The organism is Secundilactobacillus paracollinoides DSM 15502 = JCM 11969 (assembly GCF_001311135.1).
GTDB classification, from domain to species: Bacteria; Bacillota; Bacilli; order Lactobacillales; family Lactobacillaceae; genus Secundilactobacillus; species Secundilactobacillus paracollinoides.
On sequence record NZ_BBAG01000067.1, the window covers coordinates 1 to 13,380 of the forward strand.

General features: G+C 48.2%; 11 protein-coding genes and 1 pseudogene. 3 read left to right on the plus strand and 9 right to left on the minus strand.

Translation table 11 applies throughout. The annotated features are described in order from the left end of the window. Positions 1-125 precede the first annotated feature (125 nt). The 4 genes from JCM11969_RS14310 to JCM11969_RS14325 all read right to left on the minus strand — a co-directional run bounded on the left by JCM11969_RS14310 (position 126) and on the right by JCM11969_RS14325 (position 3,723). On the minus strand, positions 126-1,253 hold the full coding sequence (locus JCM11969_RS14310; protein WP_082409392.1) for a HoxN/HupN/NixA family nickel/cobalt transporter: 1,128 nt from the start codon (positions 1,251-1,253) through the stop codon (positions 126-128). Between the two features lie 632 nt (positions 1,254-1,885). Further along, entirely contained in the window at positions 1,886-2,092 is a 207-nt protein-coding gene (locus JCM11969_RS20520) for a GNAT family N-acetyltransferase (protein ID WP_082409394.1), read from the minus strand. Positions 2,093-2,100: 8 nt separating this feature from the next. Beyond that, positions 2,101-2,739 carry an NADPH-dependent FMN reductase gene (locus JCM11969_RS14320; RefSeq protein ID WP_082409395.1) on the minus strand — a complete coding sequence of 213 codons (639 nt, stop codon included), beginning with the start codon at positions 2,737-2,739 and terminating at the stop codon, positions 2,101-2,103. A gap of 357 nt (positions 2,740-3,096) precedes the next feature. Next, the gene (locus tag JCM11969_RS14325) at positions 3,097-3,723 is read right to left on the minus strand and encodes a histidine phosphatase family protein (RefSeq protein ID WP_054712197.1); all 627 of its coding nucleotides are present in this window, start codon (positions 3,721-3,723) and stop codon (positions 3,097-3,099) included. A gap of 343 nt (positions 3,724-4,066) precedes the next feature. On the opposite strand from JCM11969_RS14325, the pseudogene serC reads away from it, so the two are divergent. Both serC and JCM11969_RS14335 read left to right on the plus strand, forming a co-directional pair. Next, positions 4,067-5,145: pseudogene (gene serC / locus JCM11969_RS14330) on the plus strand (3-phosphoserine/phosphohydroxythreonine transaminase). 24 nt (positions 5,146-5,169) lie between these two features. Beyond that, on the plus strand, positions 5,170-6,348 hold the full coding sequence (locus JCM11969_RS14335) for a phosphoglycerate dehydrogenase (protein WP_054712199.1): 1,179 nt from the start codon (positions 5,170-5,172) through the stop codon (positions 6,346-6,348). On the opposite strand, the gene JCM11969_RS14340 is transcribed toward JCM11969_RS14335, so the two are convergent. The 5 genes from JCM11969_RS14340 to JCM11969_RS14360 form a co-directional block, all read right to left on the minus strand. Continuing rightward, positions 6,340-6,960: a uracil-DNA glycosylase gene (locus JCM11969_RS14340; protein WP_054712201.1), complete on the minus strand. Its 621-nt coding sequence runs from the start codon at positions 6,958-6,960 to the stop codon at positions 6,340-6,342. The genes JCM11969_RS14335 and JCM11969_RS14340 overlap by 9 nt on opposite strands. Positions 6,961-7,473: 513 nt before the next feature. After that, positions 7,474-8,241 carry a matrixin family metalloprotease gene (locus tag JCM11969_RS14345; protein WP_054712203.1) on the minus strand — a complete coding sequence of 256 codons (768 nt, stop codon included), beginning with the start codon at positions 8,239-8,241 and terminating at the stop codon, positions 7,474-7,476. 68 nt (positions 8,242-8,309) lie between these two features. Continuing rightward, positions 8,310-8,747 (minus strand): hypothetical protein, encoded by a 438-nt coding sequence (locus tag JCM11969_RS17270; RefSeq protein ID WP_082409396.1) that lies wholly within the window; start codon positions 8,745-8,747, stop codon positions 8,310-8,312. A gap of 461 nt (positions 8,748-9,208) precedes the next feature. Beyond that, positions 9,209-10,207 (minus strand): D-2-hydroxyacid dehydrogenase, encoded by a 999-nt coding sequence (locus JCM11969_RS14355; RefSeq protein WP_173585429.1) that lies wholly within the window; start codon positions 10,205-10,207, stop codon positions 9,209-9,211. 21 nt (positions 10,208-10,228) lie between these two features. Next, entirely contained in the window at positions 10,229-11,404 is a 1,176-nt protein-coding gene (locus JCM11969_RS14360; RefSeq protein ID WP_054712206.1) for an aminotransferase class I/II-fold pyridoxal phosphate-dependent enzyme, read from the minus strand. Positions 11,405-12,270: 866 nt separating this feature from the next. Between JCM11969_RS14360 and JCM11969_RS14365 the strand changes: the two genes are divergently transcribed. Then, the gene (locus JCM11969_RS14365) at positions 12,271-13,179 is read left to right on the plus strand and encodes a GH25 family lysozyme (protein WP_054712209.1); all 909 of its coding nucleotides are present in this window, start codon (positions 12,271-12,273) and stop codon (positions 13,177-13,179) included. Positions 13,180-13,380 lie beyond the last annotated feature (201 nt).

Here is a 13,380-nt window from a genome sequence, read left to right on the forward strand (position 1 = left end):
AAGGACAGAGAACCACAACAAATTCCAAAACAAAAAAACCCCCAACCAAAATCCAAATCGATTTCGGTTGGGGGCTTTTTTAATAAACTTCCAATTCAGCAGACAATAGGCTAAACGCCGAATACCTACCCTAAACTATGCTCATGCCCCGTCTGCTTCACCGCACTATTCACCCGCACAGTACTTTCGGTAACATTAAGTTTTTCAAACGCAGCTTCCTGCTTTTCTTCAGCCGCAACAACCTCATCATCCTTAGCTTTAAGGTTAAACACCCGCCAAAAGATCAGTGCCGCTGACCAGGTAATGATAAATAAGACGACCAGACAGATTCCTAAAATATTGAAATTCAATGCCTGCGCAAATTTAATGACAGGGTTCTGCCACTTCAGGTACCCGCCAATTGCCTGCAGCACATCCACGATACCCACAAAGAACGCGGCAGTGACAGACAAACCGGTTAATGCCAGGTTGTAATATACTTTTCTGAACGGTGATGAAAAGACCCAACTATAGGCCGTACTCATAAACAGCCCATCACAGGAATCCATAAAGCACATGCCTGCGGTAAATAGGATTGGGAAGGAAAAGACCGCAAACCACGGTATCCCCTTACTAGTTGCGACAGCGGAAGTTGCTAAGACAGCAATCTGAGTCGCGGTGTCGAATCCTAAACCGAATAAGAACCCAACGCAGACCACCTGCCAGTTATGGTTAATGATGTTGAGCGCTTTCTTAAACGTTCTGAAGATCCGAGTATCAGTCGATGCCTGCGCAGTGGAAAAGTCGCCCTTGCTGATTGCTTTAAAGGACCGCCAGATACCGACCAAAATAAAGAGGTTGATCGTCCCAAGCAGCAGAAGCATAAAGCCCGCAAATAAAGTCCCAAACACCCCACCAACATCTTGAAACTTCGGTAATTGGTTCTTAGACCACTCAACGAAGAAAATCGTTATCAGCGCCATAATCACAACTACCAGTGAGTGACCAAACGAGAAAAAGAACCCAACGCCGTGTGTGTTTTTGCCATCGTTGACCAGTTTTCGCGTCATGTTATCGATTGCGGTAATGTGATCCACGTCAAAGGCATGTTGAAGCCCAAACGTGAAGGATAAGAATGCCATTGCTAATAAGGATGGATACCGGTCAAGATAGGTAAAGACCAAGCCCCATCCAACCACGAATAGAAATAAGACATACCCGCCGAACTTAATTAGATCTGGCTTTAATGGATAATGGTTCGTTTGTGCTTCCAATTGAGAGACCTCCGTGTCGGATAACGGGAAATCATTGTCGCCCGTTACCCTTTAGTTTGGCTCACGCAAATAACTGTTTATTAATTCACAAGCAATTTAATAATGGCACCTTTCGCGCAAGTCCTTTTTGACACGTTCAATGTACCACCCGTCATCCAAATTATTTTGCAGGGGTCGTTTTCACCCGTGATTATTGAAAATAGCGCTCATTTTGACTAATATGCATAAAGCGCTTTCAGTTGTGTTGATAACGTTTCGAGCCGATTAATTAGTCTAGTAGCATCATTTTGTACTATTCCGGATAAAATTATCGTAATTAAGAACCGTATTTTTATGTTATCGCAAAATACAACAACTTTTTAGGTACCTTCAGACAGTGATTTCAACTTTTAAAATAGCATCCGATCCCCTGCCAACCCCCGATATAACAGGGATTTCACTCCACTGTAGTATTCTGACAGTATTCTTTGTTCCATCTAAATCACCTTCAGTAAGTCGGAAATAACTTGATAATAAGTTCACGATTGGCGTTTTAGCCAAAAAATAAGTCATATTTTGTACAGAAAAAAATAATCAAACCAGCAATTCTGTTCGAATTTCCAGTCTGATTCTTTTAAAGATTCTCGTTTATTTTACCGAACCAACGTCTGATATTCCTTGTGCGTTTCAAAGAAAGATTTAGCATAACTGCACTCAGGAATGATTTTAAGCTGGTATGCCTTAGCCATTGCAACAACCTTCAAAACGAGTTGCTTGGCAATCCCCTTCCCCTGCAACTCAGGGTCAACCGTGGTACTTGTAATCGTAACCGTTTCTGGCGTATCAAAATTGAATTTAATTTCTGCCGTTACCTTGCCGTCAGTGTTTTTATGATAATAGTGCCATCACCAAGTGTTAAGGGTAACGGGTCTGTACTATCATCCAAAAACTCGCCAACGCTCTTGGAAAGCGAGGTCAGGTAAAGCAATTTGGTAAAGGCATCAATCGCTGATTGTAAAAACCCAATTGTTGCTTCATTTTTGATCATATCATTCTCGTCGAACAACTGATCTGTATGGGCAATATAGACTTCTGGGCGTTGAACCGGAATAATGTCCAGCGTCGTAAAGGTTTGCCGTAAATGATGGTTGGCCCCGTATCCACCGGCGTTACCGATTGAATCTGACACGACCAATGCAACCCGACCACCAAAATGATTGATCGGCCGCGAACCGATATCCATGGCATTTTTCAAAGCCCCTGGAATTGAGCGGTTATATTCCGGAGTGACAATCAAAAGCCCATCCAATTCGTCTAGCTGGTGCCGGAAATGATTCCATTCTGGAACACCGTTCGGATCCAAATCATCGTTAAATAGTGGCAAAACGCCAGTATCTAAAAATTCAGCTTCAATGTTACTAGGAAGTAAGGATACCAACGCTTTGGCCAGTTTTTTAGAATAAGACCCCTTGCGCAAGCTCCCAACAAAAACACCTATCTTCTTCAAGAAAACCACCTCAAAAATATCTTAAATTGACGTTGAGCGTCGAACACATCAGTTGTAAGCACTTACATTATAAAACGTCCAGTGTCAAAAAGCTCGTTTTTGAGCATGTTGGACAGAAATGGAGGGTTTTTTCAAAATAGTGCAAGAGAGCGGAAGAAAGCGGTTAGAGGGCGGAGCGTAAGCCAACGCTGGCAAAAAATTCTGGTTCTGAATTTTGCCAGCGTTGGCTTACGCAGTAGCCTCTGCTTTCCGGGAGCTCGTTTCGGCACGGTGGCCTAGAAAGACTTCACCCCAAACCCAAACACCCAACAAAAAAGCATCGCCATCCCCCAAAACAAAGGAGCCAGCAACGCCAATTCAGATAAACCTGTTAATACCCCTGATTATACCCCAAAGATAAGCCTGCCCGCTATCCCCATCAAAACTAATCTTAGTCACACTAGTATTCCCAGGCTCCGGCAACGCCATCACATTCCCCGGTTGAACTGCAACCATCGCAGCGGCCTTAACAGTAAACCCGTGCGTCACAACGATAATCGACTGATCTGGATTCTGAGAAGCTAGGTCGGTCATAAACGCCTTAACCCGCGCAACCACTGTATCAAACGATTCGCCATGCGCTAATGCCACGTAACTGGGCAGGACATCGTGTAAGTGGTGGTCGAAGACATCGGGATATTGTTTCTCTAAATCTCGGTTCTTCTGGCCGTCCCAGTCGCCGTAGGAAATCTCTAACAGCCGTTCATCGTAACTGACAGGTAACTGCGCCTTCTCGTTCAAAATAGCAGCGGTCTGGCGCGTCCTGTTCAAGGGGCTCGCCACCAACTGGTCTGCAAAACTAATGTCAAAATGGTCGCGTAGATTTGCTGCCTGCGCTAGTCCAGTCTCGTTTAGTTCCGTGATCTCAGTGTTCATTGTCCCCTGTTTGAGTCCCTGAATATTGGCCGTCGTTTGCCCGTGACGGATGAAATAAAAGTCGGTCATAGTGTGCCTCCGTTTTTCTTATTCTGCTGTTATTATGGCATAGAATTTCAGACAAGTCTGCTAAAACCTGTTGACATTCCTAAATTCCTCTGTTAAATTTTAATTAAAGAAATGGAGGCCGATTACGATGAACGCACACAACATGAACAACCAAACATCCTCCTCCTGGTCTACAGTCCCATCTATGTAGGCCCCTTTGGCAACGCCAAAAAAGGCTTCACATAGGTGATTCATATCACACTGTGAGGCCACTGAATAAGTGATGATAACCGCCCTCGCAGTGAAAACTGTGAGGGCTTTTTTAATCTATCTGCTCATAAAATTCTAATTGGAGGCTCAACTAATGACTGTTTACAACTTCGCCGCTGGTCCGGCGACCCTACCAAATGACGTGATCAAGAAGATTCAAACCGACTTACCATCCCTGGAAGGCTCCGGATGAGTATTTTGGAGATCTCCCACCGGTCGGCCCTGTTTGACAACATCATTAACACCGCACAGGATGATTTGCGCGACCTGATGGCCATTCCTGACAATTATGAGGTCATGTTTTTCCAAGGCGGCGGTACCGGCCAATTCGCGGCTGTGCCGATGAGCCTTGCAACCACGCATCATCGCATCGCCTTACTCGATAGCGGCCACTGGGCAGACCGGGCAGCCAAGGAAGCTGATAATTTAGGCTATACCGTTGATACTTTAGCAACCACCAAGCCTGACCACTACCAGGAACTCCCCGTCCTTCCAGCGCCGTTGGCCCAAAACACCTACGACTATCTACACATCACCACCAATAACACGATTGAAGGCACCGCCTACCACACCCTGCCTGACACCAACGGTACCGTCCTGGTCGGCGACATGTCCTCCAACATCACCGCCCAGCGCTACAACGTTTCAGACTTCGGGCTGATCTTTGCCGGCGTCCAAAAAAACATTGGGCCAGCGGGCACCGTTATCGTCATCGTGCGCAAGGATCTCATCAAGGAAGTGCCCCATATTCCAAGTATCCTGAACTATTCGTTGTTTGCTAAGAAGAACTCCATGTACAACACGCCGGCTGTCTTTTCCATCTACGCCACGGGGCTTGTCCTCAAATGGATCAAGGAAAACGGCGGGGTGGATGAAATGCAGCGGCGCAATGAAAAGAAGGCTAGCCTGCTTTACGACTACCTCGATCATTCAACCCTGTTCCACAACCACGTTAAACCAGCTGATCGTTCGCTGACCAATATCCCGTTCATGACTGGTGACGACGACCTGGATAAGGCCGCCATCGCCGACCTGACCGCCCACGGCTTAATGAGTTTAAAAGGCCACCGAAGTGTTGGCGGTTTGCGTGCCAGTCTATACAACGCCATGCCGTTTGACGGGGTTCAAGCACTGGTCAACGAACTCTATTCATTTGAAAAAGCACACCGTTAACCCACATCCAAGGAGGAATTCACTATGTATCAAGTAAAGACGTACAACGCCATCGTCCAAGCCGGCTTGGACCGGTTCACCGACCAGTATCAACTCAATCATACCGACGACGCGGACGGTTACCTCATCCGCTCAGTCGACCTGCACGACCACGTTTTCCCGCAATCACTTAAGGTCATCGCCCGTGCTGGTGCCGGCTTCAACAACATTCCGTTAGATCAGGCAACGGCCAACGGCACCGCCGTGTTCAACACACCTGGCAGCAACGCCAACGCCGTGAAGGAATTGATGGTCGCCATGCTGATTGCCTCGACTCGGAACCTCTTTGCGGCCGCCGATTACGCTGCTCATAACAGTGGTGCGGATATTTCAAAACGGACGGAACGTGATAAAACCAAGTTTAACGGCGAAGAACTGTTAGGTAAAACGCTGGCTGTTATTGGTGTCGGCCACGTTGGTTCCCTGGTTGCGAGCGCTGCGAACCATCTTGGGATGAAAGTCATTGCCTACGATCCCTACCTCACCTCTGACGCAGCATGGCGCATTTCCACCGACATCCACCGGGCACAGACCCTTGATGAGGCCATTAAACAGGCTGATTTTGTCACCGTTCACGTTCCCAAGAACAGCGAAACAACAGGGATGATTGGTGCCGAACAGCTTGCTGAAATGAAGCCAGGCGTTGCCCTCTTTAACTTTGCGCGCGGCGGTATCGTGGATAACGCTGCAGTCGTCAACGCCCTTGATGCCGGCAAAGCCCGCACCTACTACACCGATTTTGGCAGCGATGAGATCCTCGACCGTGATGACGTTGTGGTCACCCCGCACATTGGCGGGTCAACAGCTGAAGCCGAAACTAACGGTGCCATTCAGGGTGCCGAAACCATCATGACGTTCCTAGAAACTGGGAATATTTTAAACAGTGTGAACTTGCCGAACCTGCAAGTCCCATTTACGACGCCGTACCGAATCACCCTGATCCATAAAAACATTCCGAACATGGTCGGCCAAATCGCAACGTCACTGGCCAACGCCAACATCAACATTGAGGGCATGAGCAACGCCGCCCGCGACGACGTTGCCTACACCGTCATTGATGTAAAGCATCTGCAGCAGGAAGTCGAAAATGACCTGATTGCCCGTTTAAGCGCCATCGATGCCGTGTTCCGCGTGCGCATTCTAAAGAACCCAGCGCTAGTCTAATACCGCCTTCAACGCTGCTAAGTCAGCACTTGCCGTTGCCTGCATTTTAGGGAAACGGCGAACGTAGGACGGATGATACATGGCGCAAATGCGGTACTCGCGCTCAGTCCACTGATAGGTCTGACCATCCCAGTACCGAATCGCGTGGCTGAAACAACGCCCATGCACATCGCCAATTTTTACCTGATTCCCCAATAACCGCTGTAATCCAGTATTGCCTAATGGCACAAGGAGGTCGTGGTCCTTTGGTAACCTTGCAAGTTCACCATCCAGCAAGGGTGCAAAGGCCGCTTCCTCCTTTTTGCTAGGCTTACGATCGCGTTTTCGGCCGTTAGTTTCGGTAAAGGGGCGTCCCCGCACCGCTCCCGTCATATAAATATCGTTGCGCGTGACATCGAGAAATGCTAACCACTCGTTGAGTTTTTGCCCAGCCGGTCCCATAAACCCGTGGCCCGTCTGCGCTTCGACTCGGCCTGGTGCCTCACTGACCAGCGTAAACGCAGGTGTGAGACTCCCCTCGCCCGGAACAAAGCCTTCTAACCGCGGATTATCAGCAATCAACTGTCTTGCGGTCGTCATTTCAGTTGCTGTTAGAAACGTTGGCATCATCATAAACCCCTCTCTGTGCACACTGTGGATAAGTCTGTGCATAACCTGTGGATAGCTTGTGGAAACTGTGTGGATGTGAATGTATATTTTGTTTGATGGTGTGACAAATACGTTTATTACTTTTCACGTTGCGCCGTGCCATACTAGTTATTCCTTAGCTTATCCAGTAGTTGTTATTAACGCTATTCTACAGATTTTTACAGTAATTCACAATCCACGATGTTATCCACAGGTTAGGGAGATAACAGTGCATAAATGGTTGAACTATAGGAAAATAAAGAACCTCCATTCAAAATCGCAAGCCGATTTTTGAAGGGGGGTTCTTTATTTTGTGTGTACTGTTTTTAGGTTGTGGGTGATTACTTATGGCCCCTTTGAACTTTCTAGGCATCCTTGCCGAAACGCGTTTCACAAGGCACGGGGCTAACGTGTAAGGGACTCTGACCAAAAAGTCAGGCCCAGACTTTTCGGTCAGAGTCCCTTACACACCGCCCCTAAACCGCCTTGTTCCACGCTCTACTCTATTTTAACTGCCAACTCCCCCCGCTTCACATCCGTAGTAGACAGCGGGTTCGCCCAGATACTCGTAGCCGTCACATCCTGATACGAATAAATATCATCGAACGCGAGACCGGCGTACATCAGATCCGTCTTATTTTTCGAATGTGTCAACCCGAGCGTATGGCCCAGTTCGTGCGTCAGCACCCGACTGTATTCAACCGTCCGGGCTGTCCCGGCAGCCGTCGCATCGATCGTGGCGTCCGCTTGGGTTGTCGTCACCCCAGTCTCAGGGGTGCGGGCGTAATTGCGTTTCATGTATTTATCAATGAAGCTTAATTGATCCGTATAGTACGATTTATCAACTTGAATGGTTTTTGTTGTCGGTAACCACCACGCCATTTGATTGCCATCATTTGACTTGCCGTCACTGAGTTTCACGACCATCGTGTGGTAGTTTTTGGATCCCACATAGAAGACTTTGGTACCCAACTTCGCGTTCCAGTTGGCCATCGCAACCTTCAAGCTCTGATGCAACGCCTTATTCTGCGTTTGGTCATACACCCATATATGCCCGGCTTTGTTGTAGGCCGTTTGATAACTCAGATCAATGCCGTAACGGGTAATCAGTGCAAGTTCATGTCGCGCATAATAGCTGGAAGTATGGGCTAGTACCGTTTGACTTGGTGCCGGTGTCGTTGCCGCCTTAGCCCGTGTGGATGCCCCCACACTGCCAAACAGCAACAGGCTTGCCCCAACGAGCAGTGTTGCTTTGAGTTGTCTCATCACGTTCACCTTCCTTTAACCGGGATTAGAGCTGACGACCAGCCGCCCCCTTTCTCAGGGGACAGCCGCTAGAATACAGTTTTAAGAAATGCCACCAGATCATCCGCCAGTACCCGTCCCTGCGGACTATAGGTCATGACGTGCGGTGCATCGGGATAGTGATGGTAGCTCACCATCGTCTGATCCTGCAACGTTTCTGCTAACCGTGGACCAACCGTGCGATAGATCAATTCATCCGCATCCGGTTGGGCGATAAATGTCGGTTGTTTAATAACGTTCAGCTTGTCATGGATTGGCACAGTATAGTCCCCAATGGCCCGCAACGTCAAGTGAATCTGTTCTGTTAAAAACGCCATTTTTGACGTGAGCGTCTCACTTGGTGTCCCAATTTTTTCGTACCACGCCCGCGCGTCCTGCAAGAACCGGTCAGCGACTCGACTCGTATCAATTGGAAACAACGGCGTGGAAATGGTGCCACCAGCCACAATGTTTGGCAGTTCTTCCATTGCTTGATGGCAAACAACCCGCCCAGTGATTCGCCGAAAATGGCAATCTGGTCATGACCGGCCGCCTTTAACTGATTAACAGCCAACTGGGTGTCCGCCCACCACTGCGTCGGATTGCCCTGAAGGAAAATATTGGCTGGATCCGCTGTGGCATGTCCCGAGAACGCCGGTCCCACAACAGTGTACCCGGCTCGCTGGACGTTTCGCCCTAAAATTTGGACGTCCATTGGTGACCCGGCAAACGTGTGGAGGAGAATCACCGCGCTGTTGCCACCCTTAAAATTAAATGGTTGTGGTAATGTCACGCCCAACCGAATCACCCCTTCCCGTTATTGATAGCGGTTTCTTATACCCTTTATTTTACTCTATTAACGCCAGAGTTTGTAGCCTCGTGATTAACCACGATGATATCAAAAAAAATAACCTCCCGCGGCTAGCCAACGGAAAGTTATTTCAAACATCTATTCAGTGACCTCATGGCGACTCTTTTGACCCGCCAAAATCGTCCGCACATCATCCAGTGCAATTTCAACCATGTTGGCGACTGCCGCATCCGTGTAAAAGCCAACGTGGGGACTCACACTCACATTCGGCATGGTCAGTAATTTTTCTAACGGTGCGTTGTTTAGCGGTTTACCGCGCCAATCTTGACTGAAGAGCCGACTGTCGCCTTCAATCGTATCAATGCCGGCGCCCGCAATTTCGTGGGTTTCAAGGGCCGCCACCAAGTCGTCTGCCACCACAACGGGACCCCGTGAAGCGTTGATGAAGAACGCTGACGGTTTCATTTGCTTAAACACGGCTGCATCGATCATGTGCGTGGTTTCCGGCGTCAGCGGCGTGTGCATCGTCACAATATCGGCCGTTTGGTAAACGGTTTTGTGGTCCGTATACGTCAGCGTGTCGCCGAGTTCAGGTCGGTGGATCGGGTCAGCCGCAATGACGGTCGATCCCAGCGCGCGGAAGATCCGGGCAACGGCACTCCCAATCTTGCCCGCACCAATGATACCGATGGTCAGGTTATGAATTTCGTTGGCCTCTAATCCGATCCAGCGAAAGTCCTGCTGGCGGCTATTGGCATGGGCGATTCCCAGGTGCCGCACGAGGTACATGACGTGCGCCAAGACCAATTCGCTCACTGACCGTGGTGAGTACGCTGGCACATTTGTGACCACTAAGGCATTTTCCGCAGCTAGTTTCAGGTCAACGATCTCATAACCGGTGATCCGCAACGTCAACTGTTTAATGCCGAAATCGTGGAGTTTTCGGTAAATGACTGGATCATCGATGGTAACGTGCTGCTGCACCACGATGCCGTCGTACCCTTTCGCGAGGTCAACGGTATAGGCCGTTAACGGTACCGTATTCGTGGCCACCTGAAAATCCGGGTGCAGACTCTCCCAGTGTTTGATTGCTGCTTGTTCATCTTCGCGCACCGTATACATTAAAATTTTCATGATCAACTGCCCTCTTTATTGGCTTTAGTCTTGATTGTCGGTAACGTACTGTTGAATCCGTTTGATAGCTTCCTTCAAATTTTCTGTGCTGGCCGCGTAGCTAATCCGCACGTAACCTTCACCACCGGGGCCAAACGAACTGCCGGCAATCACGGCAACCTTCGCCTTGCGCGCCAGATCATAACAGAAGTCGACACTGTTTTGAATTAAGCCGGCTGGAATCTTGGCGAACAGATAGAACGCGCCGTTTGGACTCGCACACTCAAAGCCAGCCTTCTGCAGTCCATCGATCAGAAGATCCCGACGTTCTTGGTAAACGACCCGCATTTTTTGCCCGTCATCTGGTCCGCTTTTGAAAGCTTCCTCAGCAGCTGCTTGGGCGTTTGTCGTTGCTGAAGTAATGGCAAACTGGTGCACCTTCGCGATTTCCGTCACAACGTCAACTGGCCCGCATAGCAGGCCGATGCGCCAACCGGTCATGGCATGCGACTTCGAAGCGCCGTTTAACAAAACGGTCTGTTCTGGCAGGATCGATGCCATGGAAACGTGCGTGCCGTCATAAGTCAATTCAGAGTAAATTTCATCACTGATGACGAAAATATCATACTGCTTGATTACAGCGGCAAGCTTCTCTAGATCATCTTTCTTGTAGGTCACACCAGTCGGGTTGTTCGGGAAATTCAGCACAATGGCTTTAACGGTATCCTTGTTGGCTTCGATCGTTGCATGCAATTTTTCAGGTGATAACACAAACCCGTTATCCGATGTATCGACAAAGATTGGTGTGCCACCATTTAAGATGTTCACTGGAATGTACTGTGGAAAGATTGGGGTTGGAATAATGACGGAATCACCGGGGTTCAAAATTGCGGTCAGGGCTGAGAAGATCCCCTCAGTCGCACCAGTTGTTACAAGGACTTGGGTGTCTGGATCATAGTTCAGATCGTACTTGCTGTTCAAAAAATGAGTCGCTGCTTGCCGTAAGCCTTCAGTTCCACGGGAATCGGTGTAGTGGCTATCGTTGTTTTCAATGGCCTTGATAGCTGCCTGCTTAACGTGATCCGGGGTGTTGAAATCAGGCTCCCCCAATGTCAATTTGACGATATCTGGGATCGCAGAGATCTCCTGATTAAACGCTAAAATGGATGACGGTTGGATCTGTGCTAATTCTTTCTTCATTGTCTTTGATAAACGACTCATTTGAACCACTCCTTAGATAGTAAAGACCCCTGCAGTCACGGCACGACTGCAGGTCTTATGGTCTCATCCCACACAGTCAGTCCCTGATCTGTGTGGTCGGTTTGCATTTAATGACAAAATGCTCTTGGCTCCTCACAGATCAGCTCTGGAAAAACCAAAAGTAATAACGACTATTCAGTTGAGTGATAATAGGTAATTGCATTATTAAAAACTCCTCAGAATAGATGATAGGTCTATCATAACATTTTCATCTTACGCGTCAAGGTCAGGTTAAGGGAATGCTACTGCAACGTTAACTTGCTATGCCGTTTCATTCCACAATTTGGCACTCCGCCGTAGTGGCTCGCGATGAAGCTAATTCGATTGTCGCTGTGCGCCACTCGAATGGATCTCCATCAACTCGCACATCAGTAACCGACCAAAGAACGGTCGCTAACTGATGTCGACACCACGACTCCGTGCCAAATTGTTCCATTTCACTCATATTAGCTAAATTTCATTTTCTGGTTAAGTCTCACAATAGTATTAAACCAGTTTCTGCAGAATCCGCCCTCGACTGCCATTAAGTCCATTGATAGCATTGCTTCTAACCATCTGCTTCCTGATAGTGTCGACAAACTAACTAGTTTTCCCATGACTCTATGTGGCAGATAATTTCAATATTAAAAATCTTTACCGTTGGAGATATGTAATAGCACCGGTCTGCATAGCCAAATACCATAGCGAGGCTACATCGCCATCCTATCACAGTCTCCTTTACATCCCTGTCACAAATGTAAGTAGACTGTAAACTGCCTGTTTTCGAACTGTTTTATTGTTACGTTAGACTTAGGGTATAGCATTAAGACAAGAAAAAGGGGTATTCCATGAAAAAACATCGTTTAATGAAAAGTATCTTTGCAGGGAGTTTAGCGCTTGTGAGTGCGCTGACGATTGGCAGCTCAGCGTTTGCTTCAGCCACCAAGATTGCCGACGTGTCACAGTACCAAGGGTCGATCAACTGGTCGAAAGCCTCAAAGGTGATCAAGATGGCAATCATCCGTGTCAAACACGGTAACCCTGGCGATTCTGACTACACGTTGGATTCAAAACGCAATACCAACGCCAATGGTGCCAAGAAGTACGGGGTTCCATTTGGCCAGTACGACTACGTCGAATTTAACAGCACCGCTGACGCTGTCAACGATGCCCGCCAGTTCTACGCCCTTTCGAGCACCAATGCGAAGTTTTTTGCTTTGGACAACGAACACCGCGTTTCTAGCGCCAAGGGTAAGGAACAAACTTATGTCAACGCTTGGCTTTCAACCATGCGGAGTCTGACGAACAAGCCGTTGGTCTACTACTCATACCAGAGCTTCGTCAGCTCCCACAGCATCAGTACCTCAAAATTTGATGGTACTTGGATCGCCAACTACTCAGCTAAGCCAAACGTTTCGACTGACTTGTGGCAATACACGAGTTCAGGCAGCGTTTCCGGTATCAGCGGCAACGTTGATTTGAGCAAGGTCGTTGATAGCAAGACCGTTTCCAGCTGGTACAACTACTCAAATAAGGCAACTTACATGAGCAGCATTTCCTCCGGCACCAAGGTTTACGCTACCCGCGCAATCAATCGTTACAAGACGGCCAATCTGACGGATAAGGTTGCCAGTGTGAAATACAACACTGCGTTAACTGCCAAATCAATTGTGAAGTCTTCAAACGGGACTGCCCGAATCCAGTTGAGCGATGGCACTTACATCACTGCTAATAAGGCATATGTTCAAACTCGGTAAGTCGATAAAATAAAACGACTCTCGTTGTGAATCCTATTTTGGATTTTCCAATGAGAGTCGTTTTTTTCTGTTTCTTTTGCGGGTTGTCTTACTTGGCTTCATAGCGGAAACGCGTTCCAGGAGGCAGAGGCTACTGCCTAAGCAACTTCGGGCGCAAATGCCAAGCCCGGGCATTTCTGCTGTCTTTCTTGGCATCATAGC